Source organism: Paenarthrobacter sp. Y-19 (assembly GCF_029223985.1).
Lineage (GTDB): Bacteria > Actinomycetota > Actinomycetes > Actinomycetales > Micrococcaceae > Arthrobacter > Arthrobacter nicotinovorans.
This window is the reverse complement of record NZ_CP119414.1, coordinates 3,889,091-3,911,704: the sequence shown is the minus strand read 5'-3', so window position 1 is coordinate 3,911,704 and position 22,614 is coordinate 3,889,091. Positions and strand designations below refer to the sequence as shown.

Sequence of the window (22,614 nt, the reverse complement as noted above, 5' to 3'; positions counted from 1 at the left end):
GAGCCAGCCCGTGGAGGTAGCCCGCCGTCATCCTTCGCCCTGAACGCGACCACCATCGCCGTGACCTTGCACGGCCACCCTGGTTGAGTCCGCGTCAGGGGTGCTTGGCGTCGCGTTTCCCACGGGCGCCCCTCATCTGACGTTCGCTGGGCGGTCTGATCAGGCTTATCGCCCGTTCTTGTGTTTTGGGTGGTGTGTGGTGGTGGTTGCGTCGGGGTGTTTGGTGGGGGTCGATGTTGGGTGGGGGGATGAACCAGGGGACGCCGTTTTGGATGGTGATGCGCCAGTGTTCTTTGTGGATGAGGTGGTGGTGGTGGGAGCAGAGCAGGGTGGCGTTGTTTGTTCCTGTGGTGCCGCCTTGTGACCAGTAGGTGATGTGGTGGGCTTCGCACCAGGGTGCGGGGAGGGTGCAGTCGGGGAACGCGCAGCCGCCGTCGCGGGCGGTGATGGCTTTGCGGATGTGGGGTGGGAAGATCCGGGTGGTTCGGCCGATGTCGAGTATTTGGGAGTCGGTGCCGAGCAGGACGGGCAGGATGTCGGCGTCGCAGGCTATTTTGCGGATGGTGTTGGGGTGGATCGGGCCGGTGAAGGTCGCGGTGCCGGTACTGACAGTGTTCCGGGGGCCCGGCTGATGTGTCGCGTTGGGCTGCTTCGGGGTGTTGGTTTCTTTTGTGGCGCTCGTGGTGGTGTGGGTGAGTTGTTGGAAGAGTTCGTGGTGGTCGATGGTGACGGTGAGTTGGGGTCGGAGTCCGCCGTTGCTGGGCAGTTTCCCGGTGGTCATGGCCACGGCGCAGGCGCCGACGAGGCCGTCGAGGAGTTTCTGGGCGCGGGAGCGCCGGTCCAGCCCGGGGACCGCACCGTTCGGAACACCCGCATCCGGTGCCGACGCGGTCGCCGTGCCGTGGTCAGCGCCTAGGGCCGTGCCCTGAACCGTGCCTTGGACAGTGCCTTGGTCAGGGCCGGTGGTGTTGGTGAGTCGTGGGTTGGTGGCGGCGTTCATGGCGGTGGTGAGGGTTTCGTATTGTTCGGTGGTGGCGAAGATTTCCAGGTGGTGGAGTCCGTGGCGGCGTCGGCGTCGTAGGAACGCGCCTTGGACGTGGCGGAGGGCTTCTTCGGTGGGTTCGGGGCCGTTGTGGTCGATGTGGTCGATCCAGCGGTTGGCCATTTTGGTGACGAAGTCGGGGTCGGATTGTGTGGCGGTGGTGGTGAGGGCGTGTTCCATGCCGGTGAGGGTGTCCGGGTCGGTGAAGTGTTGGGCTTTGTCCAGGGCGGTGCTGATGATCGTCGCGGACCGGGACGGGACCTGTCCGGTGTGGAGGGCCTCGGCGAGTCTTTGACGACGGGCCGGGATTTCCTGGCCGGTTATTCCGGCTCCGGGCAGGACCTCGGTGGCGAGGGCGAGCCTGCGCCGTGCTTCGCCGATCCCGATCCGCAACCGGGCCCGCAGGAACTCCGCTGCGTTCCGGTACCCATCATCCAAAACACTGCCACCACCACCACCAGCACCATCAGCAGCAGCAGCCGGGACGGAGTCACCGCCACCGCCGCCTTCTGACTCACCGGCTGGTTCTGTCCAGCCCGTCCGCCATTCCTGGGCGCCGGACGCCGGGGACTGTCCGGGCTGCGGTGCCGGCGCCGCACGCTGCGCCTCGGTCCGGGTCCGTTCCACAGCCTGCGCCGCGACGACCTGCACGTACTCCAGCTGCCGAGACAGATCCTCTACCCGGCCCGCAAAATCAGCAGCCTCCCCAAAGCCAAACAAGCGGGCATCGGCAGCGACCGAACTACCCAGCTCGACCAACGCCTCGGAAGCATCGTCAAGATAAGAACCGAGCGCCGTCTGTGCCAGGAGAAGGGCATCTCTACCTTCGTTCAGGGATGGCCGGGGCAAGTCGCCGGAAGGGCATTGGGCAACGGACGATGGCACCCTGCCATGAAGCAGGCCTGATGAGGGAGCTCCTTCATGGTCTGAACGCGCTCCATCATGACCGGGAGACGCTGTCCCAGGTCCCACGAGCTGCCCAATCCCATCCATGGATCAACCCTGTCAGACCCTCAAGAACGCCAGAAGCCCTCCACTACCGTATGTGGAAAACACTCCGCACAACGCACTGCAGGCAGGCCCCTCAGTGCCAATCCGTTTACTAACGCGCAGCAGGCGCCCAGGCCCAGCGGCTCACAGGTGACCAGCCCCACGACGGCGGCAGCTCGCCGTCGTCGTCTGCTCGCCAAAAGTGCGGACTAAGGCAGCCGGGGTCACCGTGCCTGCGACGCTGCCGCGGCCGGTTCGAGGTCGGCGAGGCTAAGCGGGTAGGTCGGGGCATCGGGGAAGGCGATAGTGGATGTCACCGTCAGGTCCGGTCCGACGTGAACCAGCTCGCCCGACGCCATGGGTCGCCAGCCGGGGTTTTGGTCCATGGGTTCGGTGGCGAGGAGGACGTGCGGGGACCGGGAGAGTTCGGAGCTGTGGGAGCGGATCCGTGCGCTTTGGACGTCGAGGGGGCTGGGTTTGGTGGCCGGGCGGCGTTCAAGCATGTAGAGATCGTGCGTCGCCGGGTACCTGAGTGCCCACATATCCGCGGCCGTTGTCAGGATGAAATTGAGGCTGAATATGGGCAGTTCCTTGGCTACCCAGGCAACGGCGGCCACTATGCCCGCCTGGATGTCCCCGTCGGCGGCCCTGGTCTCGGCGGTAATGAGCGCGAAAAGACGCTCGCTGTCCGACTGGCCCAGCACCAGATCCATGGCCTCGAGCTCAACAAGGCGACGATCAAGTTTTTCCAGGCCCCGCAGCACCCCGTTATGGGCGAAGAGCCGGCCGTCCTGCTCGAATGGGTGCGTGTTGACCATGGTGAGGGCGCCGGTGCTGGCGTACCGCACGTGCGCCAGGAACGTGGTGCTTTTCAGGTCACGGGCTTCACGGGCGAAGGCGTGGTCCTCCCACGCTGCCATCGGCTGTTTGAAAACGTGTGCCTTACCGGCCGCGTCGAAGGTTCCGATTCCTGCGCCATCGGGTTCCCGCCGGCTTTGGGCCGAGAGGCTGTCCGGTGCATTCAAGAGCCAAAACGTTGCCCGCACTGCTTGGGCGCCTGCATGCAGCCCGAAAAGACGGCACATGGGAATCCTCTCCTTCGCATGTTTAGTGGTGGAAGCCCTCAGGCTGTTTGTCCATGGGCATGGGTGACGTGAGGCTGTCCAGGTACTCCACTGCCTTGGTGAGGTCGGCCAGAAAACTGGAAGCGAGATCACGGGTGAATCCGTTCCGCACCACGATTCTCTGGACTGTTACCTCACTCAGGCCATCAGGCAAGGGATAGGCGGGCACCAGCCAGCCGTTCATGCGGAGGCGTTCGGACAAGTGCTTGAGGTTCCATTTGTCCGTGTAGCCCTCCGTGAGCTGCCAGGCGAAAACGGGGATATCCGAGCCGTCGCTCCAGAGGGTGAATGCGTCCATGGCTCCAATCTCGCTGGAGAGGTACAGGGCTACATCCCGGGAAGTGGCCTGGACGGACTTGTACCCTGCAAAACCGAGCCTGAGGAACAGGTAGTACTGCAGGAGGACCTGGGCCCCGGGCCGGGAGAAGTTCAGCGCGAACGTGGGCATGTCGCCGCCCAGGTAACTGACGTGGAAGATCAGGTCTTCGGGGAGCGCATCCGCGTCCCGCCACACCACCCAACCCAGGCCCGGGTAGACCAGTCCGTATTTGTGTCCGGAGGTGTTGATCGAGGCGACCCGTGGGAGCCTGAAATCCCACACAGTTTCGGGCTGGAGGAAAGGTGCCACCATCGCACCCGACGCGCCGTCAACGTGGATTGGGATGTCCAGGCCGCGGCTTGCCTGGATCGCATCCAGCGCATCGGAGATCAGCTGGACGGGTTCGTAACGGCCTGTGTAAGTGACACCGAGGATGGCGACGACCCCGATGGTGTTTTCGTCCACGTACTTGTCCAGGTCGTGGCCGTCCAGCATGGGATGTTCGGCAGAGACCGGCACAAAGCGGGGTTCAACTTCCCAGTAGTTGCAGAACTTCTCCCAGCACACCTGGACTGCTGAACTCAGGACGAGGTTGGGTTTGTCGGTTGGCTTGCCGGCCTTGCGGCGTGCGTGCTGCCAGCGCCGTTTCAAGGCCAGTCCGCCCAGCATGCAGGCTTCGGAGGATCCGATGGTGGACGTGCCAATGCTTTTCCCGGGATCCGGTGAGTTCCACAGATCGGCGAGCATCCGCCAGCACCGGGTTTCGATGAGTGCGGTTTGGGGGTACTCGTCCTTGTCGATCATGTTCTTGTCGAACGTCTCGGCGTACAGGGTGGACGCTTCGGTCTCCATCCACGTCCCTACGAACGTTGCGAGGTTCAAACGGGAATTGCCGTCCAGCATCGCCTCGTCGTGGACAACCTGGTATGCGGTGGCGGGCAGGGATTCACCGTCCGGAAGGGTGAACCGGGGAAAGATGGTGGATTCTCCGGGCCTGCTGAACAGGGGATTGAGTTCGACGGCGGTGTCCGGTTCGTGGTGGGACGTGCGGTGGGATCTGCTCACGGGGCAACTCCTTGGATTCGTTCGCTCGCGGTGGGGCAACTCGTCTGCGGCTCACGCTACCCGTGGCCGGCCACGCACCCAAGTATTGGACATGCTCGACGGCGGGAGGCCGCCGTCGGACGTCAGGACCGTTCCGGTCTGGAAACTGCCGCTATCGCAAAAGCCGCGACGATGGGACGATCATCCTATGGGCGAACAAGAGAAATACCAGCCCGCCGAGCCGGCCGGCATTGCGTCAGAGGATGCGGGAGCTCCAACAACCCAACAGATGCGGACCGTCGGGCAACGCAGGCGCGAAGCCGAGCGCAAGCTTGACCTGCATCTGGAAGAGGCGCGCCACAAGGGTGAGGCTACTGAAGACGGGGATCATTCCGAAGGGTAGAGCCACTGGAACTCCCGGCGCCGCCAAACGGGGTGTCGCTCTTGCGGGCCTCCCCGTGGTGCAGTTGCAATGCACTGTGAATCAGCGGGAAGTGGCTGAACGCCTGGGGAGTGTTGCCCAGTTGCCGTTTGGTGCGGGGATCCCATTCTTCGCTCAGCAGGCCGACGTCGTTGCGCAGGCTGAGCAGCCGCTCGAAGAGTTCTGTGGCTTCGTCTGTGCGCCCGATGCCAAGCAACGCGTCCACCAGCCAGAACGAACAGGCCAGGAAGACCCCTTCGTCGCCAGGTAATCCGTCGTGTCCGGGCTGGGTCCGGTACCGAAGAACCAGTCCGTCCTCCGTAAGGCCCTTCCGGACGGCGTCCACGGTCCCGGCCACGCGCGGATGCCGGTGCGGCAGGAAACCCACGCGGGGGACCAGCAGCAGGCTCGCATCCAGTTCCTTGCTCCCGTAGGACTGCACGAAGCTGTTGAGGTCCTCGTCGAAGCCCTTGGTCATGACGTCATTGTGGATTTCGCTGCGGAGCGCCGCCCAGCGGTCATGCGGGCCGGGCAGTCCGGAGGTCCGCACGGCTTTGACCATGCGGTCGGCCGCTACCCACGCCATGACTTTTGAATGGGTGAAGTCCCGGCGGGGTCCGCGCATTTCCCACAGCCCGTTGTCCGGCTGGTTCCAGGCCCCTTCGAGGTATTCCATCAACGCCACCTGGATGTCCCAGGAATTGTCGACGGTGTCCTTGAAAGCGGCCCGGGTCAGTGAAAGTCCGTCCAGGACTTCGCCCCACACATCCAGTTGAAGCTGCGGAGCTGCCGCGTTCCCGGTTCGGACAGGCGCCGAACCTTCATACCCGGACAGCCACGGAATATCGGCCTCCGGAAGCCTGCGCGCGCCGTCGAGTCCGTACACGATCTGAAGTTGTGAGGGGTCGCCGGCGATGGCCCGCAGCAGCCAGTCGCGCCAGGCGGAGGCCTCTTCCGTGTAGCCCGCGGCGAGCAGAGATTGCAGCGTCAGGGTGGCGTCGCGCAGCCAGCAGTACCGGTAGTCCCAGTTCCGCGGGCCGCCTATCTGTTCGGGCAGGGACGTCGTGGCGGCGGCCACGATGCCACCGGTGGGGGCGTAGGTGAGCGCTTTGAGGGTGATGAGGGACCTCTCGACCGGCTCCTTGTACTTCCCCGCTATCTTGCTGCGGCCGATCCACTCGAGCCAGTACGATTCCGTGGCGTCAAGCGCCCGCAGGGGGTCGATGCGCCGGGGTTCGCGCTCATGGCTGGGTGCCCACCGCAGAACGAACGGGACCCGGTCGCCGGCACGGACGGTGAAGTCGCTGTAGGTCCGGTTTTCCCGTCCCATGAGCGGGGCGTGGGTGGTGAGGTAGGCGGAATCCGGCCCGGCAACAGCGCTGATGCCGTGCTTGCTGCGACGCACCCAGGGCACGACGCTGCCGTAGTCGAAGCGGAGGACGAGTTCCATATGCATGTCCACCTCGCCGGACAAGCCTTCGACGATCCGCACGAGGTCCACGGCGTCGTCGCGGACGGGCATGAAGTCGATGACCTTCACCGAGCCGCCGTCGACTTCCCAGACAGTCTCCAGGATGAGGGTGTCTTCCCGGTACGCGCGGCGGGTGCTGTTGCCGCCGTCGGGAGTGCCGGCAGGTGCCAGGAGCCAGCGCCCGGCTTCGGGCGTGTGCAGAAGCGCCGCAAAGCAGGCGGGCGAGTCGAACCTCGGCAGGCACATCCAGTCAATGGACCCGTTCCGCCCCACCAGGGCGGCAGTGTTCAGGTCCCCGATGATTGCGTAGTCCTCGATCCTGGCCATGGAACCGATCCTAGTCTGCGTCGCCGGCCTCCTTGGTTGAGGCTCGACGGCGGCAGTCGTCGCCGGGGTTTGGGTCTGGTCTCGCTTTCGAGTGCGTGCTACCACTGTCGTAGGAACAAAACCCTGAGGAGAAGTTGTGGCCGAAGACCTGCCTGTCCTTGTTGTTGGCGCCACGGGTTTCCTGGGCGGCCAAGTGGTTGATGAGCTGTTGCGCCGCGGAAGGAAAGTCCGTGCGCTGGTTCGCCCGGGCTCCAAAGCCGCCAAGCTGGAGGCCAAAGGGGTTGAGGTCGTCCGCGGCGACATGCTGGATACCGCCTCGCTGATCGCGGCCATGACGGGCGTTTCCGCAGCAATTTCGACGGCGGCCGGCTATACCCGGAATGACAGGAATGCCAAGGTGATCGACAGCTACGGCAACAGCAACCTGGCCGTCGCTGCCAAGTACGCCTCCGTGCCGCGCTTCGTGCTGATCAGCATTCTCACCTGCGACGAAACACCCCAGATCCCGCATTTCTGGAACAAGAAACTGGCGGAGGACAAGTTCGAGGAACTCGGCGTACCGTTTGTCGCGCTGCGTCCCGGCGCGTTCTTCGACCAGGCTGTGGGAATGGGCGGGGATCCTTTCGCGAAGGGGCGTTTCGTGTGGCTCGGTTCCAAGGACGCGCGGCTGACGTTCGTACTGGCAAGCGATCTCGCCGCTTACCTGGCAGCTGCCGTTGACGCTGACATTGTGGACGGCGAGCGCATCGATATCGGGTGGACGCGGCCGCTTAGCATGCAGGAGGCGGCCGGAATTGCAGGTCGTCGGGCGGGAAGGGAGATCAAGGTGCGGTCTGTTCCGGCCGGGGCCATCAACGGGCTCGGCAAGGCCACCGCCAAGGTCCTTCCACTGGTGGCGGACATGGCCAGCATGGTGGCGTGGTTCGAGACCGGGAAGTATGTTGCGGACACTACCCGCCAGGAGCAGGTCTTCGGTCCTGTGCCGACCCCTGAGGACGCCATCGGCCGGGTGGCTGCGCGGTACGGCCACTAGCAGCCATGTCTTTAGATGGCTGGCGGGCACGGTAAATCATAAGTATCCTGATGACACGGATCCGGCCACGCCCTGTACATGCGCCGGACATACATGAGGAGCACGTTATGAGAATCGGTTCTTCCATTGCCCTGATTGCCATCGGAGCTATTCTGGCTTTCGCGCTCGCCCCCGGAATCATCCCTTTCCTGGACCAGGTCCTGGTCGGTTACATCCTGATAGTGGTGGGAGTCATCGGCCTTATCATTTCGATCGCCATGTCCAACAGGACCCGCCGCACGGTCGTTGAGCGCCGCGGCGATCCCCACACCGTCGTCGAACGGCGCCCCGAGATCTAGCAGCCACAGCCAACGAAAGAAGCGCACGACGGCGGCCTCCCGCCGTCGTGCGCTTTCTGCGTCCGGTGCGGGGCTGGTCCGGCCCTACCGCCCAACGGCGTAGGCTGCTGCCATGGAGCAGACATTCGACATCGAATTGGTGAATCAGAACGAGTACCTGGTGCGTTGGGCTTCGGAAGGGCAATCCGGGGAATCCCTGATCCACACCAATCCCGCGTTCCTGGCCGAGGTGGGGCTCGAAGGCATTGATGAGCAGCGGATCGTGGAAGAAACCACCAGCTACCTCGCCGAACGCCAGCCGGTCATCGACTTCCCGCAAACGGTGGACCTGGAAGAAATTGCGGCGGCGTATACGGACTACACCGAACAATTGAAGTCGCGGCTTCAGGCCAAATAGGACTTCCGCGTCACGATCCTGCCTTTTCCGCTACTTAACCTGCGTCCGGTCAGTCGGCATCCAAGGGAGTAGCGGCCATCAATACCTTCACGCCCGAATCGATCGCTGCATGGGCATCATCCCTCGATTCCAGGACCACGCTTTGCTTCGACATCGCCGGGATTCATCGGGGCAAGGTGACGTTTTATGCTGGGCCAGGGTCAGCCGGGAACCAGGCAATCGCAGTCTTCGATCTTCCCGGAGCCGGAACGTTCCTTGCACGCCACCTTGGTGGGGCATTGGAAGACTGGGTAGCCGGCCTGCTTGAGGAAGCCAGGAGACTTGCTCCGGAAAGGCCTGTTCAGGCCTGAACGTCTGCCGCGATGCGCTCGCCGTTGAAGTACTCAAGCTGCCAGCCGTCAACAGGGTGATGGTGGGCGAGGTTCAACACAGCGTTCTGGACACTGTCCAGGGTGCGGCCAATCGCGCGGCTCAACGTCAGCCGGATCAGCGTGCCGTGGGCAACCACCAGAACGCGCTTGCCCGCGAACTCCTGGGCCAGGGACTCCAGCGCACCAATGCCGCGGGCTGCAGCGTCGTCGTCACTCTCGCCACCGCGGAAACCGCCGGGGATGCGCAAGGCCTCCAGTTCCGGTCCGGCCTGCAAGCCTTCCGCCGGCCCAAAGCTGCGCTCAGTGAGGTCCGGCACCAGCCGGGCCACGGAGAGTCCCAGTCCGTCGGCGATGATTTCCGCCGTTTCTGCCGCCCGGCTCAGCGGCGAGGACACTACCGTGTCCCATTGCTGGCCGGACAGGAAGGCGACGGCGTCGCGCGCCTGGCCGCGCCCGACGTCGTTCAAGGGGATGTCAGTGGCTCCCTGCAACCGGCGCTCCGCGTTCCAGTCGGTCTGGCCATGGCGGACGAGGGCGAAAGTTGTGAGGGTCATGCTTCCCATTGTGCCCTGCCGGCCAAAGGGGCGCAGTTCCCTGCGTCACGTACGGAAACGCCCGACGGCGGACGGGCGTATCGCCCTGATGAGGCCCTTCGTGAAGCGTCCCATTGTCCTTACCGTGATTTAATCAGTATCCTGATGACTTATCTGGTGAAACCGGATGATGCTGTTTGAGCTGTGTTGCTCAGGCCGCGAGGGCTGAAGCAACCGGCCAAGCGGCTACGTGAAATGTGATTGACGGCATTACTTGGTACCGGCGGGCAGAGATTGGGTCCGTGCCGCGCCAGGTGGTCCCAAAGGACGTGACAACCGTGGGCTACAACGAAATAACCGTGGGCGCTGGCGCCCCCGATTCCGTGAACGGCACGGAAACAAGCGGCGCACTCGATGGCCGCTACCAACTTGGACCTCTCCTGGGCCGCGGCGCGATGTCCACTGTCCATCAGGCGACTGACCTGGTCCTTGGCCGTGAGGTTGCTGTAAAGATCTTCCTTCCCGGCTCCGGCGACGAATCGTTCCGCACCCGCCAGGAAACCGAAATGCGCCTCCTCGCTGCCTTCGACCATCCCGGACTGGTGGCAGCCTTTGACGCGGGCGTCGATACGCGCAACGACGAAGAACGTGCCTACCTGGTCATGGAACTCGCCCAAGGGCGGGACCTGCGCGCCCTCCTGGCCGACGGGCCGCTCACTGTTCCCGAAACCGCGCGGATCGGGATCCGGATCGCCGGAGCCTTGTCCCAGGTCCACGAACACGGCGTCATCCACCGTGACATCAAGCCGGCCAACATCCTGGTGTCCGACGACGACGGGCTGGCTCAGTCGGTGAAGCTGGCGGACTTTGGGGTCGCCCTGGTGATGAACGATAACCGCCTCACCGCGACCGGATTCACCGTTGGCACGGCGCAGTACCTCAGCCCGGAGCAGGCGCAGGGCCTGCACCTGACGCCAAAAAGCGACATCTACTCGCTGGGCCTGGTGCTCCTGGAATGCCTGACAGGTCATGCGGAGTATCCGGGTACGCCGGTGGAGACAGCCTCGGCGCGTCTTCATAGAGCCCCGCAGATTCCGCTGGAACTGCCTGCTCCGCTGCGCTCCCTCCTGGAGGCGATGACGGACATGGACCCGGAAAAACGACCCGCGGCCCAGGACGTGGAGCAAGCGCTGTCGGAGGAGGGTGTCCAATCAGGGCGCAGGACTGCGATCCTTCCGCCCGTCCCGCAGCGGACTCCGCTTCAGGCGCCGACGGCGTTGACGCCCAATGCGGGTGGCCTTGCCACCCGACCGGCGGCTATCCGGCCGCGGAACAGGAAGCCGGCGACGGTTGCCGGAATCCGTGACTTCAGTAAACGGCGGCCCAAGACCGCACGGGGTGTGGCAGCTGCAGCAGTGGCCATTCCCCTCGCCCTGCTGGTGCTTTCCCAAGGGCTGTCCTCGGCCGGCAATACAGCCGACCCGTCCCGGCCTTCCGATAACGGCGTGTCGCAGGCCGATCCGCAACCTTCCTCGCCGATCCTTCCGGTGCCGGCAGCTCCTTCGCCCTCCGCGGTTGTGCCGGCGGAAGTAGTCAACGTGCCAGGGACATCGGTGCCGGAGCAAGCCCCGGAACCGGTGGTGCAGGGCATCCCCGTTCAGGACCTCCCCGTCCAGGCCCCCTCAGGCCAGTCTCCGGCAGATATGAACGGCGCGGACATTGCCAAGACCAAGAGCGATGGCAAGAGCGACAAGAAGCCTGGGAAAGACAAGGCCGCAAAGTAGCCCGGCTTCTACGTCCCGGCCGGAAAACTCACCGCAATAGTGGTGCCGCCGCCGGGGGTTTCGGCGATGCTGAGGTCGCCGCCGTGGGCTTTCGCGATGCTGCTGCAGGTTGCCAGGCCCAGCCCGGAACCCGGGCCGTCGCCTTCCCGGCGCAGCCGCACCAGGGGTTCCAGAACTTTGTGGCGGTCCTCGGGTTTGATGCCCTTGCCGTTGTCCGCGACGTAGACGGTTGCGCCATGGTAATTGGAAACACCGCTGATGCTGACCCTGGGATCCCGCTCGGGGCTGCGGTAGTTCATGGCGTTGGACAGCAGGTTCTGCAGGAGTGTACGCAGCTGCCCACGGTCCGCGTGCACAGTGATGTCCTGGACGTCAACGATTCCGTCGTTCTCTATTCCAAGATCCCTCACCACCTCTTGGGTGACCTCGAGCAGCGAGACGCGGGCAGGCTGGATGCCGCCACCGACGCGTGAGTAGCTGAGGACGTCTTCCAGCATCCCCAGCATCCGCCGCCCGCTGGCGCCAATGCGGTCCAGGTACCGTGCAGCAGGGCTGTTGGGCTCAATGTCGGGGTCGTCCTCCACCAGTTCGACGTATCCGAGGATGGTGGTCAGGGGGATGCGCAGGTCATGGCTTACCCGTCCGGCGAATCCTGCAAGCTTGGCGTTGCTTGCCCTGAGCTCGGAATAGGTGCGGTCCAGCTGGGCGGTACGGTGCTGAAGTTCCAGGAGCTCAACCACCTGCTTGGCCAGGACCTCCAACATCCCGAGCTGTTCCTGGCTCAGTTCCTTGGTCTCGCCCGAGAAAACACACAAGGTTCCCGGCACGAAGCCCGATTCGGTTTGCAGCGGCACCGACGCGTAGAAGCGGACGTTGCCTATCTCTCCCGTGACAAAAGGGTTGTCGGCAAAGCGTGGATCCCGGGAAGCGTCTGCCACCACCGTCCGCTCCCGGGAGAGGAAGACCTTGGCGCACATCGAGTCCTCCCGGGAACAGACACCGGGCTCCACGCCCCAGGCCCCGATTTGGTGCTGGTATTTGGCGCTGATGATATTGACTACCCCAAACGGGGCACCGCAAAGCTCAGTGGCGAGCCGTACAAGGTTTTGCAGGGCGCTCATGACTGCGGCATTGGGAAGGAGGACGGAATCCACTGCCGGATCAAGGCCGTATTCCTGGAGTTCCATGTCCCGGCCGAAGTCCGTAGTGAAAGCCAGCCGTCCCTGAATTTCCGTCATTGAAACAACCCCCAGCAGTCTTTTGAATTCCCTGCCGATACTACCGGGAGGTTGGCCCCGGTGGTTTACTGGGACGCATGACCGAGCAGGAACCGGCCGCCGCCGGGTCTACTGGCAATGTCAATCCTCTGGAACGCACGCCCGCGGAGAGAACACGGACCTTCACGGGGATCCTGGTCAACACTGCCCTGGCCAACATCACCACCAGCTACCTGTGGTTTGCGCTGACGTTCTGGGTGTACCTGGAGACCCGCAATGTGATTGCCACGGGCGTGATCGGCGGGGCCTACATGCTGCTCATTGCGCTGTCCAGCATTAGCTTCGGCACCTTCGTGGACCGCTACAGGAAGCTCGCGGTGATGCGCTTCGCCGCCGGATTTACGCTGGTGATGTTCGTGCTGTCCGGGGTGATGTTCCTGCTGACGCCGGAACAGGCGCTGTTGGACCTGTCCCAACCGTGGTTTTGGATCTTCACCTTGATTATCCTTGTCGGCGCGGTGGTGGAGAACATGCGCAACATCGCACTGTCCACCACGGTCACCATCCTGATCGAACCGGACAAGCGTGCCAACGCCAACGGACTGGTGGGGATGGTCCAGGGGTTGATGTTCATCGTCACCTCGGTCCTTTCAGGACTGTCAGTGGGACTCCTGGGAATGGGCTGGACCGTGGTGGTGGCCTTGGTGCTCACAGCCCTGGCCTTCGCGCATCTGCTGACGTTGCGCCTGCCGGAGGAGGTCCGGGCAGCAGCATCCGACGCCCACGGTGGGTTCGATCTTCGCGGATCCTGGGCAGCCGTCATGGCCATCTCCGGGTTGTTCGCCCTGATTGTTTTCTCCACCTTCAACAATTTCATCGGCGGGGTCTACATGGCATTGATGGACCCTTACGGCCTGGAGATGTTCCCCGTGGAGATCTGGGGCACGGTGTTCGCGGTCGGCGCCACCGGCTTCATCCTGGGCGGGGCGCTGATCGGAAAGTTCGGGCTCGGCTCCAACCCTTTGCGGACCCTCCTCATCGCAGTGGCGGTGATGGGGCTCGTCGGAGCTGTCTTCACCATCCGCGAATGGGCTTGGCTCTACATTGCCGGGATTTGGCTCTACATGGCACTGGTTCCGGTGGTGGAAGCAGCTGAGCAGACGGTCATTCAGAAAGTGGTGCCCCTGTCACGGCAAGGAAGGGTCTTTGGTTTCGCCATGGCCTTCGAATCCGCAGCGGCCCCCATCACGGCGTTCCTGATCGCGCCGATTGCCCAGTTCTGGATCATCCCCTACGCCCGCTCCGCGGAAGGTGCCGCGCAGTTGGCGCCGCTTCTGGGGGAAGGAACCTCCCGGGGCATTGCCTTGGTGTTCCTGGTGGCGGGCCTGATCATGATCGTCGTTGCCCTGCTTGCTTTCCTGGCCCCGGTCTACCGCAGGGTCACTGCCTCCTACGCGCAGGCAGCCGAGGAGGAACAGAGCGAGGACGCGGACAGCCCGTCCTCCCGTTGAGCCGCGGTCAGGCGTCGATTTTGGCCACCAAAACCTCGACGACGGCGGGTACGTTTCCCAGGTGTCTGCGGATCGCCGCGGCTACTTCGCGCGCCACTTGCGGGGCCGGCAGGAGGCTTCCGACGCCGATCCGGGCCTTGACGGCCACCACGCCGTCCTCCCCGGCCAGGCTTATCAACGGCAACTGTTCGCCGGTTACTGCCGCCACTGCTGCGCCGGCAATCGACTGCCACAATGGCTGGGCCGGATATACCGCTGAGACTCCCTCCACTGCCTGGACGATGCCGAGCAGTTCGTCGGCCAGGGCGGGAGACTTGGCTTCCACATGCTCCGTCATGGCTGGTCCTCCTTGTTCGGGGTCATGCCTGGCTTGTTCGGGGTCATGGCTGGCGCGGGGCGCTCCAGCACATCGGTGACAGTGATGTTGATGGCTTGGATGTTCAGTTCGGTCTGGACCTCCAGTACCTTCGCGAGTTCGTTGCGCAGTGCAGCCGCGCGCTCTTCCATGGCGTGTCCGTAGACCACTGCGATCTCCACCTCCACAGTGATGCCGGCTCCCGGCACGGTAATGTCGCCGAGCAACCTGCATTTACCCGCGGCCGTTCCCGGGAAGGAATCGGCCACCGAACGGATCAGGGCAGACACCGAGCCCTCGGTTTCCCAAAGGGTGTCCTGCGGGTCCGCCGCGCGCAGCGGGATGCTCCGTCCGGGCCGCAGCTCCAGGCGCAGGTTGTCCAGGATGGTCTGCATCCAGTCATCACTGCCCGAACCGGCGTCGGCTACGTCAGCTGTCAGCAACTCATTTCCGAGTTCCGAGAGCCGGCGCAGGGAGGCCAGTCCGGCCTGGCACTCAGGGCATGAGTCCAAGTGCGCCGGATCCGCAATCTCGCCCGTGTCCAAATAGGCACTCAGTTCCGCGAGACTGTGTCCGCATTCCAAGGCATCGCCGGGGGTTTTCATCGCCACTCCTCCATTGTGCGTGCAAGGGCAATCCGTGCCCGGGCCAGGCGGCCGCGGACGCTGGCGGGGCTGATATTCAAGGTCAGCGCAATCTCCTCATAGCTCAGGTCATTGAATTCCTTGAGTACCCAACAGCGCCGCTGCTCCTCGGGCAGCCGGGCGAGCGCCGACTTCAACGCATCCACCCGGGAGGCATTGACGGCGGTGCTTTCCGGGTCCGGGGTCCGTTGGCCGGACGGGGCATCGACGTGATTTTCGAGATCGTCCAGGGCCAGGTGGTTGCGCCGTTTTCGCAGGTGGTCGATGCTGCGCGTGCCCACAATGCGGAGCAGCCAGCTCTTCACAGCTGTAGGATCACGGAGTTGGTCCAGCTGTTTCCAGGCCTGCATCAGGCTTTCCTGGACGACGTCGTCCGCGTCAGCCAAGGTGCCCGTGAGTCGTCGTGCAGTGGCCCGCATCAATCGACCATGGCGCCGGGCGAGTGCTTCGAAAGCTGCAGTATCACCATCTGCTGCCCTGCCTGCGAGCAACGCGTCCGGCACGAGGTCCAGCTGCTGCTGTGCGGTGGGCGAAACCGCAGGTGAACCAGTCACGTTTCTGCCTTTCAAGTGGTGTGAGTCCGGCTGATCCTCGGATGGGCAGGGACGGTCCCGCCATGAAGCGGAACCGTCCCTGCTCCCGTCCTACTTGTCGGTGAAGCCTTCCTTGAGCTTCCGGGCAGCGTCCTTGATGTTCCCGGTGATGTCGGCAGCAGCGTCCTTGACCTTCTCGCCGGCTTGCTGGAGCTTGGCCTGGGCCTGATCCTGCTGGCCTTCCCGCTCGAGGGTGGAATCGCCGGTGAGCTTACCGGCGCCCTCCTTGGCGGCGCCAAGTTGCTCGGTGGCGGCATTGTTGATCTTGTCGTTGATTCCCATGGTGTTCCCTTTTCTTTTCGGTGCGCGGCTCTGAGTTGCCGTGCAGTTTGTTTACGTGGAGTACTTTGGGCTGACTGTCACCGGGCGCGCCGCGATGAGGACACTTGTGTCCGGGTGCCGCTGGTGATTCGCACCAGGACGGGCATCGGATGTCCCAGCCAGGCATCAATTTCCTGGAGCAGTTGTTCCACCGTGTCGCCGATATCCCGGGGGGATGCGCCTTTGCGGGCTTCGAGCCGCAGCCGCAGAGCCGTTCCGCGGCGTGATTCCCAGGCTGAGACGGAGGTCGCCAGCACGTCGGGGTTTCCGTTGAGGGCTTCCTTGATGGCTGCGGAAACCAGCCCCGCGTCCACGACCGTCCGGCCTGCGTTGCCCTCTGAGCGTTCGGCCAGGCGGGGTGTCTTTCCGCCACCCTGCGACGCCAGCCATGCTGCGCCAAGGACCGCACCGGCCAGCAGCACGGCAACTCCCAGCGCCAGCCACCAGCTCCGAACCGGGTCCGGCAAGGGGGCGGTGCCTGCCAGGTTGCGCACGTGCTCCCGAACAGAGGAGAGGTTTGTTTCCCAGAAACCTGCGGCCCCGGGGAGGGTGCCGGCCGCGATGAGTGCGGCGCCGGCGCCCAGCAGGATGATCCCCAGGATGGTGAGCAGGATCCGGTTGAGGGCCCGGTTCGTGTTTCTCATTGCCCTACCGCTCCTTCGTTCAGAATGTGGACGCTGGACCTGACGGGGCGGTCCAACGCATAGGCGGCCAGTTCGCCGTCGACCGCTGCCTGGATGTCTTCCACCGCCAGTGGTTCGCCCGACGTCGGACGCACCTGGACGCGTACGGAACGTCCGCCGACGGTGGTGGTCACCTGGCCCGGGGCCAGGCCTGCGGCGCGTCGGGCCGCCTTGGAAACCGCCGCCGCAATGACTTCGTGGTCCACCACGACGGCGGCGCGTGCGCTGCCGAGGGCCCGGCGTTGCCTGCGGCCGCTGCCGAGGGCAAGTCCAAGAAGCAGCAGTGCCACGATTCCCAGTCCGGCTCCGGCCGCCACCATGCCTGCCTGTGTGGTGTTGGCCGGAAGCTCAATCAGCCACCGGAGCATCTGGGCCGGGCTGGCGAGCACCGGCTGGTCCTTGAGCAGCCACAACACTGATTCCAGTGCCAGCCACAGGAAGACGGCTATCAGGAGGGACGCGGCCACGATTGACGGGACCGCCCTCGAGGAGTGGGTTTCGCGTCTGATCAGACGGCGGCTTGCCGTGTCCTTGCTGATTCCACTGCTCATTCCACTCTCCTTTCCCTGGGCTGTTCGGCCTTCCCGCCGGTGAGGCGGATGTCTACCCGGCCTATGTCCAGGCCAGTGATTTCCCGCCCCCGCGCCACGATCTGCTCCCGGGCGGATTGGGCCTGTTCGAATACCGTGTCCCCACCGTTCCGTGGCTTCAGGAGCTGGGGGAGGGCCAGCTTGACGGACACACTGACGCCGAGCTTCCCGGCGTCGTCGTCCAGCGTTGCTGACACGTTGCCCGTGGCCACCCGGAACGCGTTGGCGGTGACCGATTCCACGGTCTTGCGGATGGCGGTGTGGGTGAGGCGGTTGTGCCCGGCCCGGTCCCCGGCGTCCATGCCAGGCCGAGGGCCGGCTGGTGCCCGGTTCATGAGGAGGAGCGCTTGCCCCGCAGGGCATCAAGCACCCCGCGAAGGTCAAGCTTTCCCTCGGCGGAACGGCCCAGCACCGCACCGACCCCCATGAACAGTGCCGTGAGCAGCAGGCCCCAGAATCCGAAGGCCAGGCCTGCCAGGGCGAGGACTGCCCCTATTGCCAGGCCGGCGATGGTGGGACTCATGCGACCCTCGGCTCACGCTCGATGTCGTCAGCGTCCGCGTCGTCCGACGGAACATGGATGTCCGTGATGGTGACGTTGACCTCGGTGACTTCCATGCCCACGAGGTCCTCGATCGCGGTGTAGACGGCATTGCGGGCGTTGTCCGCAACTTCCTGGAGCGGGTGGGGGTATTCGACTACCAGCGTCACGTCGACGGCTACCTGGGTTTGGCCCACTTCCACGTTGACGCCCTGGGTGAGGTCCTTCTGGCCGACCTTCTCCCGCAGGTTGCCGATGGCGCGGGCTGCGCCGCCGCCCAGGGCGTGTACGCCAGGGATTTCCTGGATGGCGATGCCGGCAATCTTGGCGACTACGCCGTCCGCGACCGTGGTTGCGCCTCGGCCGTCCTTGCCCTTGTCCCTTTCCGGAGCGTCCACAGTCGATACAGAGCTGTTTTTGGTGTTCTTGGCCGGAACGTCAGCGGGGGTGTGCGTTTGGATCGTCATGGCGATGGCTCCTTGTCTGTTGTGCGGCGCTTGTTGTGCGCCGTCATGAATAAGACGTACTGGCCAGGGAATTCCTCACGCTCGAACTCCTGTGATCTGGGTCACTGCCCATGCGAGGCGCTGGCGCATGTAGTTAGTTTGCCATATAACTAGTTTATCGAGACACATTTTCACGGGAGGGGTACCAAATGACTGCAGTGGTTATGACCGGGACGAAGGACGCGACTCTTCCGGAAATCTTGAAGGAAGCCCCTGTTTCCACGCCGTCGAAAAGAACCGGGCTTCTTGACCTGGTGTGGACGGCGGCCGCCCGAGTGGAGGGTCTCCAGTGGGAAATGGATGAGGCCGAGGAGTCCTTGGCCCAGGCCATGCGAAGCGCAGTGACGGCAGGAGCAGGCCTGCCGGACCTGGCGATCGCATCCGGGATGAGCTTCGCGGACATCGAGCAGTTAATGGCACAGCAGGTGGCCGGTCCCAAACCTTGAGCAAATCTTGAGATGACCCGGCGTCGTTCTTGAGGACACTGCCCGATGGTTGAACCATCAGCTATTGGAGCTGATGGGAACTTCTAGGAAGGCGACCGAAATGACTGCTCAAATCACCGCCCCGACCAATGGTGCCGGCGAGGCCAACACCGCCCCGGACGTACGTCCCTTTACTGCGGAGGCCAACCATCAGCCGGCGGATTCCCCGGTCCAGGGCCGAGCAGTCGTGACAGTCCGCGAGCAGTTCAATCCTCTTGGTGCGGGGCTGCGGAGTATCTGGCCCCAGTCGGTCGTCGGGTTCTAGGATCTTTTTGGTTTTTCTACGGGCAGGCACCCAGGTGCCTGCCCGTCGTCGTTAATGCCGTGGCATTCACGGGGTACGGGTGGGACGATGGTGTCCATCGGAAACTAAGGAGGCTTGTCATTAAAGAGGAGATGAGGAAGGCTGCCGATGCGGCCGAAGAGGCCTCAAACTCGCGGACCTTCGAGATCGTTGCGCGTGCCGGCTACGCCGTCAGCGGGCTGCTGCACGTCCTCATCGGAGTCATCGCCCTCCAGCTGGCGTTCGGGCGGGGTGGCGAAGCCGATGTGTCAGGAGCGGTGGCCTCGCTGGCCAGCCAACCTGTGGGTCCGGTGCTCCTCTGGGCCTGCTTCGGTGCCTGCGCGGCGCTGGCGTTGTGGCAACTGGGTAACGCCATCCTTGGGGAGCGGACCTCCAGCAAGAAACTCACCAAAAGACTGTCCGCCGCAGGCCAGGCGCTCGTGTTCGCGGCCTTGGCGGCGACGATCGTCTCGTTCATCATGGGCCAGGGCAAAAACAGCCGCGAGTCAAGCAGCGATTTCACCCTCACCCTCCTGAGTGCTCCCTTCGGGGTGTTCCTGCTGGTCGCGATCGGTGCAGGCATCGCCATCACGGGCATCGTGTTCGCCGTGCGCGGCTTCCGGCAAACGTTCAAACGGGACATCTCGTTGTCCTCGGAGGAGGCCGTCCGCAAGTTCCAGGTCGGCGTGGGCGTGGTGGGCTACATAGCGAAAGGCATTGCCCTGTTCCTGGTCGGCCTGCTGGTGGTCATCGCCGCAATACGTGCCCAACCGGAGCAATCAACCGGCCTGGATGGAAGCCTGAAGGCGCTGCGGGAGCAGCCATATGGGCCGTACTTGCTGGCCGCCGTCGCCGTCGGGCTGATTGCCTACGGGCTCTTCCTGATGGTCAAGGCCAAGTCCCTCCGGACCTAGCGATTTCCGGTGGGTCCTGCCAAGGGAGCCGAGCACGGTTTAGGGGCCCGGGTGGTGGGTACAGGTCCAACAAACCGTGCGATGAGCCAAACCGTGCGATGGAACACCGTGCGATGGAACACCGGTTCGGTGAATCCTGCGAGCAGGCTACCTGAGAGGGGCAGAATCATGACTCACGACGATCCACGCCGGAATGACGACCCGGAAGCAGGCGGGCATCGCCTCGCCCCCGCGCCCTCGGATCCCCGGAGCGGCTATTACAGGGATGAATTTCCCCGCCAGGAGCAGCAACAGCCAGGCCTGACCAAGCCCCTTGACCCACAGCCCGACCACGGCGAAAAAAGCTACGTTGGGCACGGCCGGCTGCAGGGCAAAACGGCGCTCATAACCGGTGGGGACTCCGGTATCGGTGCCGCAGTGGCCATCGCCTACGCCCGGGAAGGTGCCGATGTAGCCATCAGCTACCTCCCGGAAGAGGAAGAAGACGCGCAATCGACGTCGGACTGGATCCGCGAGTGCGGTGCCCGGGTCCTTCTGCTGCCCGGCGACGCGCGGGACGAAGGCTTTGCCGCCGACATCGTGGAACGCACTGTTCGGGAGCTCGGCGGCCTCAACGTCGTAGTGCTGAACGCGGCCTACCAAAAGAACAGGGAGGGCCTGGAAACGATCCCCACTGAGGAGTTCGACCGCGTCTTCAAGACCAATCTGTACTCCCTCATCTGGACGGCACAAGCGGCCATTCCCCACCTCCGCCCCGGAGCGTCGATCATCGTGACCGCATCCATCCAGGCTTTCAATCCCTCGGCGCAACTGGTGGATTACGCCATGACCAAGGCTGCCCAGGTGGCCTTTACCAAGGCCATGGCCGAGGAACTCGGACCCAAGGGAATCCGCGTCAACGCTGTGGCGCCCGGTCCCATTTGGACTCCGTTGATCCCCGCCACCGAGTGGCCGGACAAGTTGCCCTCATTTGGTCAGGACACGCCCTTGGGCCGTGCCGGACAACCCGCGGAGCTGGCTCCTGCATACGTCCTGCTTGCCTCCGACGAGGGATCCTACATTTCCGGTGCAGTACTGCCCGTGACGGGAGGCAAGGGGCTCTAGGCCGGGGCAGAACCTGCGGTATCCCTTTCCACGGGAATCCACAGTTGGCCACGGCCGTGTGTTCCGCCTGCCTCCACCTGGACACTGAGCATTTCGGGTCCCGGCGCCCATCGGTACGGGTTGGCCGGGAACCACTCAGTGGCGGCGTCCGCCCACATGCTCTGAAGAACCTCGGGGAACTTTCCTTCGGCTTCGAAGACTACCCACTGTCCGGCGGGGACCCCCAAGGAATCAAGGCCTTCCGGAGCTGCCTTGGTGGAGGCCACAGCATGCCAGTAGTCCAGCTCGCTTCCTTCGGTCCGCTGCTCATTGATGTTGTCGGTGACAGACAGTGGACCTGAGGGGTCCGTGTCAGCCAACTCAAGCAGCCTGGCCGTCAGTGCGGGGTCCAGGCTTCGCTGGAAGTCGATGATCGCCTGGTTGGGCCCCGAGTGTACGAGCGGTACGCGGGCCTTCAAGCCAATCAAGTGGAAAGCTCCCTTATCCACTATGCGGTGTTTCATATCGGTATTCCCTTCAACGCGGAGATGGAACCTCAGTTGAGGTTGGGAATGGAGTACCGCTCCGGGACGCCGGGCCTCTGAGGGTGTCAGCCCATGCATTGCCTTGAAGGCCCGCGTGAACGCCTCGGCCGACCCGTATCCGTAGCGGACGGCAACTTCCAGCACGGTTGCGCCTCCCAGGATTTCCGCCGTCGCTGCGGTGAGGCGGCGTCGTCGGATGTACTCGGAGATGGGTATCCCTGCCAGTGAGGAGAACATCCTCCTGAAGTGGTATTCGGAGGTCAGTGCGGCCTTGGCCAGCTCGCTGACCTCCGCGGTCGCGGCCAGATCCTGCTCGATGATGGCCATGGCCCGGTTCCACTCCTGCACAGTTGCCTCCATTCCTTGGGAACGACGCTACGCGGCCCTGTCCGCAAATGCCCCGACAATCCATGCCTGAAAATATCAGTGCCTTTCGCCAACGCAAGAACCCGGAGGCTGCAATGCAGTCCTCCGGGTTCTTGCGTTGATTCAGTTATTCACGAGGCGGGAGCCACTACGGCCGGCCTGAGCCTGCTTCTTCATCCGGTTCGGACGAGAACGGCCGGTCAGCCGGGGTGTCTTCCGTGTTCTTGGCGTCGAGTTCGGCATCTGCTGAAGGCACAGTCGACTCGGCGTAGTCACCCTCGGTGTAGTCTCCGCCGGCATCTTCCTTCAGGGTTTCCGGCGACGCTCCTGCGTCTCCGTAATCCCCCTCGGTGTACTGGCCGTCGAGTTCTTCACCGTTGGCATCGCGGTTGTGGTTATTAGCCATGAGTAGCCCTGCGGTTGGTAACGAGGCCGTAGATCAGCAGCACGATGATCGAGCCGCCGATGGCCAGGAGCCAGGTTGTCAGGGAGAAGAATTCCTGCAGGCCCGTGTTGAAGATCAGGCCACCGATCCAACCACCCAGGAGGGCGCCGACGACGCCGAGGATGAGCGTGATGAACCAGCCACCACCCTGGCGGCCGGGGAGAATAAGTTTAGCGATAGCGCCGGCCAAAAGGCCGAGCAGAAGAAAACCAAAGAAACCCATTTTTGTTCCTACTTTCATGTCGATGGAAATTCCACGGACGCGATTAAGCGAGTAAGTTCACCGGGGGCCGATGCTGCGGTGCGGGCATCGCAATGGGGCCCCGGAGGCCCTATGG

General features: G+C 64.0%; 28 protein-coding genes. 10 read left to right on the top strand and 18 right to left on the bottom strand.

Annotated features, from left to right (window positions below; all coding sequences use genetic code 11):
• Positions 1 to 94 precede the first annotated feature (94 nt).
• The 3 genes from PYR64_RS18345 to PYR64_RS18335 all read right to left on the bottom strand — a co-directional run bounded on the left by PYR64_RS18345 (position 95) and on the right by PYR64_RS18335 (position 4,540).
• On the bottom strand, positions 95 to 1,801 hold the full coding sequence (locus tag PYR64_RS18345) for an HNH endonuclease signature motif containing protein (RefSeq protein ID WP_275780000.1): 1,707 nt from the start codon (positions 1,799 to 1,801) through the stop codon (positions 95 to 97).
• A 455-nt stretch (positions 1,802 to 2,256) separates the two neighbouring features.
• Entirely contained in the window at positions 2,257 to 3,117 is an 861-nt protein-coding gene (locus tag PYR64_RS18340; protein ID WP_039243362.1) for a class II glutamine amidotransferase, read from the bottom strand.
• Between the two features lie 22 nt (positions 3,118 to 3,139).
• Entirely contained in the window at positions 3,140 to 4,540 is a 1,401-nt protein-coding gene (locus tag PYR64_RS18335) for a glutamate decarboxylase (protein WP_275776863.1), read from the bottom strand.
• Positions 4,541 to 4,727: 187 nt separating this feature from the next.
• Between PYR64_RS18335 and PYR64_RS18330 the strand changes: the two genes are divergently transcribed.
• A complete protein-coding gene (locus PYR64_RS18330) occupies positions 4,728 to 4,922 on the top strand; it encodes a hypothetical protein (RefSeq protein ID WP_026267446.1) in 195 nt (64 codons plus the stop codon).
• On the opposite strand, the gene PYR64_RS18325 is transcribed toward PYR64_RS18330, so the two are convergent.
• On the bottom strand, positions 4,891 to 6,738 hold the full coding sequence (locus PYR64_RS18325) for a glycoside hydrolase family 15 protein (protein WP_275776862.1): 1,848 nt from the start codon (positions 6,736 to 6,738) through the stop codon (positions 4,891 to 4,893). The two genes, PYR64_RS18330 and PYR64_RS18325, sit on opposite strands and share 32 nt — an antisense overlap.
• Before the next feature lie 136 nt (positions 6,739 to 6,874).
• Between PYR64_RS18325 and PYR64_RS18320 the strand changes: the two genes are divergently transcribed.
• The 3 genes from PYR64_RS18320 (at position 6,875) to PYR64_RS18310 (ending at position 8,506) form a co-directional block, all read left to right on the top strand.
• Positions 6,875 to 7,771 carry an SDR family oxidoreductase gene (locus PYR64_RS18320; protein WP_275776861.1) on the top strand — a complete coding sequence of 299 codons (897 nt, stop codon included), beginning with the start codon at positions 6,875 to 6,877 and terminating at the stop codon, positions 7,769 to 7,771.
• Between the two features lie 107 nt (positions 7,772 to 7,878).
• Positions 7,879 to 8,109, top strand: coding sequence for a DUF6458 family protein (locus PYR64_RS18315; protein WP_018779783.1), 231 nt, complete (start codon positions 7,879 to 7,881; stop codon positions 8,107 to 8,109).
• Between the two features lie 112 nt (positions 8,110 to 8,221).
• Positions 8,222 to 8,506 (top strand): hypothetical protein, encoded by a 285-nt coding sequence (locus tag PYR64_RS18310; RefSeq protein ID WP_018779784.1) that lies wholly within the window; start codon positions 8,222 to 8,224, stop codon positions 8,504 to 8,506.
• A gap of 340 nt (positions 8,507 to 8,846) precedes the next feature.
• Here the strand turns inward: PYR64_RS18310 and PYR64_RS18305 are convergent, their stop codons facing one another.
• Positions 8,847 to 9,440: a histidine phosphatase family protein gene (locus PYR64_RS18305; RefSeq protein ID WP_275776860.1), complete on the bottom strand. Its 594-nt coding sequence runs from the start codon at positions 9,438 to 9,440 to the stop codon at positions 8,847 to 8,849.
• A gap of 308 nt (positions 9,441 to 9,748) precedes the next feature.
• Between PYR64_RS18305 and PYR64_RS18300 the strand changes: the two genes are divergently transcribed.
• Positions 9,749 to 11,194, top strand: a complete 1,446-nt coding sequence (locus PYR64_RS18300) for a serine/threonine-protein kinase (protein WP_079582414.1) — start codon at positions 9,749 to 9,751, stop codon at positions 11,192 to 11,194.
• An 8-nt stretch (positions 11,195 to 11,202) separates the two neighbouring features.
• Here PYR64_RS18300 and PYR64_RS18295 read toward each other — a convergent pair whose 3' ends face one another.
• Positions 11,203 to 12,432 carry a GAF domain-containing sensor histidine kinase gene (locus PYR64_RS18295; protein WP_275776858.1) on the bottom strand — a complete coding sequence of 410 codons (1,230 nt, stop codon included), beginning with the start codon at positions 12,430 to 12,432 and terminating at the stop codon, positions 11,203 to 11,205.
• Between the two features lie 77 nt (positions 12,433 to 12,509).
• Between PYR64_RS18295 and PYR64_RS18290 the strand changes: the two genes are divergently transcribed.
• A complete protein-coding gene (locus tag PYR64_RS18290) occupies positions 12,510 to 13,922 on the top strand; it encodes an MFS transporter (RefSeq protein ID WP_275776856.1) in 1,413 nt (470 codons plus the stop codon).
• 7 nt (positions 13,923 to 13,929) lie between these two features.
• Here the strand turns inward: PYR64_RS18290 and PYR64_RS18285 are convergent, their stop codons facing one another.
• From PYR64_RS18285 to PYR64_RS18245, 9 genes are all read right to left on the bottom strand, one after another.
• Entirely contained in the window at positions 13,930 to 14,259 is a 330-nt protein-coding gene (locus PYR64_RS18285) for a hypothetical protein (RefSeq protein WP_018779789.1), read from the bottom strand.
• Positions 14,256 to 14,882 carry an Asp23/Gls24 family envelope stress response protein gene (locus PYR64_RS18280; RefSeq protein ID WP_275779998.1) on the bottom strand — a complete coding sequence of 209 codons (627 nt, stop codon included), beginning with the start codon at positions 14,880 to 14,882 and terminating at the stop codon, positions 14,256 to 14,258. Before PYR64_RS18280 ends, PYR64_RS18285 begins: the two co-directional genes overlap by 4 nt.
• A complete protein-coding gene (locus tag PYR64_RS18275; protein WP_275776855.1) occupies positions 14,879 to 15,475 on the bottom strand; it encodes an RNA polymerase sigma factor in 597 nt (198 codons plus the stop codon). Before PYR64_RS18275 ends, PYR64_RS18280 begins: the two co-directional genes overlap by 4 nt.
• A gap of 90 nt (positions 15,476 to 15,565) precedes the next feature.
• Positions 15,566 to 15,796, bottom strand: a complete 231-nt coding sequence (locus PYR64_RS18270) for a CsbD family protein (RefSeq protein WP_275776854.1) — start codon at positions 15,794 to 15,796, stop codon at positions 15,566 to 15,568.
• A gap of 77 nt (positions 15,797 to 15,873) precedes the next feature.
• Positions 15,874 to 16,479, bottom strand: coding sequence for a hypothetical protein (locus PYR64_RS18265; protein ID WP_275776852.1), 606 nt, complete (start codon positions 16,477 to 16,479; stop codon positions 15,874 to 15,876).
• Positions 16,476 to 17,069 (bottom strand): DUF6286 domain-containing protein, encoded by a 594-nt coding sequence (locus PYR64_RS18260; RefSeq protein ID WP_018779794.1) that lies wholly within the window; start codon positions 17,067 to 17,069, stop codon positions 16,476 to 16,478. Before PYR64_RS18260 ends, PYR64_RS18265 begins: the two co-directional genes overlap by 4 nt.
• Positions 17,066 to 17,443 (bottom strand): hypothetical protein, encoded by a 378-nt coding sequence (locus PYR64_RS18255; RefSeq protein WP_275776850.1) that lies wholly within the window; start codon positions 17,441 to 17,443, stop codon positions 17,066 to 17,068. Before PYR64_RS18255 ends, PYR64_RS18260 begins: the two co-directional genes overlap by 4 nt.
• Positions 17,440 to 17,631 carry a DUF2273 domain-containing protein gene (locus PYR64_RS18250; protein WP_018779796.1) on the bottom strand — a complete coding sequence of 64 codons (192 nt, stop codon included), beginning with the start codon at positions 17,629 to 17,631 and terminating at the stop codon, positions 17,440 to 17,442. Before PYR64_RS18250 ends, PYR64_RS18255 begins: the two co-directional genes overlap by 4 nt.
• Positions 17,628 to 18,116, bottom strand: coding sequence for an Asp23/Gls24 family envelope stress response protein (locus PYR64_RS18245; protein ID WP_275776847.1), 489 nt, complete (start codon positions 18,114 to 18,116; stop codon positions 17,628 to 17,630). The genes PYR64_RS18250 and PYR64_RS18245 overlap by 4 nt, the downstream gene beginning before the upstream one ends.
• 188 nt (positions 18,117 to 18,304) lie before the next feature.
• Between PYR64_RS18245 and PYR64_RS18240 the strand changes: the two genes are divergently transcribed.
• The 4 genes from PYR64_RS18240 to PYR64_RS18225 all read left to right on the top strand — a co-directional run bounded on the left by PYR64_RS18240 (position 18,305) and on the right by PYR64_RS18225 (position 20,941).
• Positions 18,305 to 18,601, top strand: coding sequence for a hypothetical protein (locus PYR64_RS18240; RefSeq protein ID WP_110506052.1), 297 nt, complete (start codon positions 18,305 to 18,307; stop codon positions 18,599 to 18,601).
• Positions 18,602 to 18,701: 100 nt separating this feature from the next.
• The gene (locus PYR64_RS18235) at positions 18,702 to 18,905 is read left to right on the top strand and encodes a hypothetical protein (RefSeq protein ID WP_026267449.1); all 204 of its coding nucleotides are present in this window, start codon (positions 18,702 to 18,704) and stop codon (positions 18,903 to 18,905) included.
• 131 nt (positions 18,906 to 19,036) lie between these two features.
• Positions 19,037 to 19,837 (top strand): DUF1206 domain-containing protein, encoded by an 801-nt coding sequence (locus PYR64_RS18230; protein ID WP_018779800.1) that lies wholly within the window; start codon positions 19,037 to 19,039, stop codon positions 19,835 to 19,837.
• Positions 19,838 to 20,005: 168 nt separating this feature from the next.
• A complete protein-coding gene (locus tag PYR64_RS18225; RefSeq protein ID WP_275776844.1) occupies positions 20,006 to 20,941 on the top strand; it encodes an SDR family oxidoreductase in 936 nt (311 codons plus the stop codon).
• Here PYR64_RS18225 and PYR64_RS18220 read toward each other — a convergent pair.
• The 3 genes from PYR64_RS18220 to PYR64_RS18210 all read right to left on the bottom strand — a co-directional run bounded on the left by PYR64_RS18220 (position 20,938) and on the right by PYR64_RS18210 (position 22,499).
• Positions 20,938 to 21,825 (bottom strand): helix-turn-helix domain-containing protein, encoded by an 888-nt coding sequence (locus tag PYR64_RS18220; protein WP_275776843.1) that lies wholly within the window; start codon positions 21,823 to 21,825, stop codon positions 20,938 to 20,940. The genes PYR64_RS18225 and PYR64_RS18220 overlap by 4 nt on opposite strands.
• 154 nt (positions 21,826 to 21,979) lie before the next feature.
• Positions 21,980 to 22,237: a hypothetical protein gene (locus PYR64_RS18215; protein WP_275776842.1), complete on the bottom strand. Its 258-nt coding sequence runs from the start codon at positions 22,235 to 22,237 to the stop codon at positions 21,980 to 21,982.
• Positions 22,230 to 22,499 (bottom strand): GlsB/YeaQ/YmgE family stress response membrane protein, encoded by a 270-nt coding sequence (locus tag PYR64_RS18210; RefSeq protein ID WP_018779804.1) that lies wholly within the window; start codon positions 22,497 to 22,499, stop codon positions 22,230 to 22,232. Before PYR64_RS18210 ends, PYR64_RS18215 begins: the two co-directional genes overlap by 8 nt.
• Between the last annotated feature and the right edge of the window lie 115 nt (positions 22,500 to 22,614).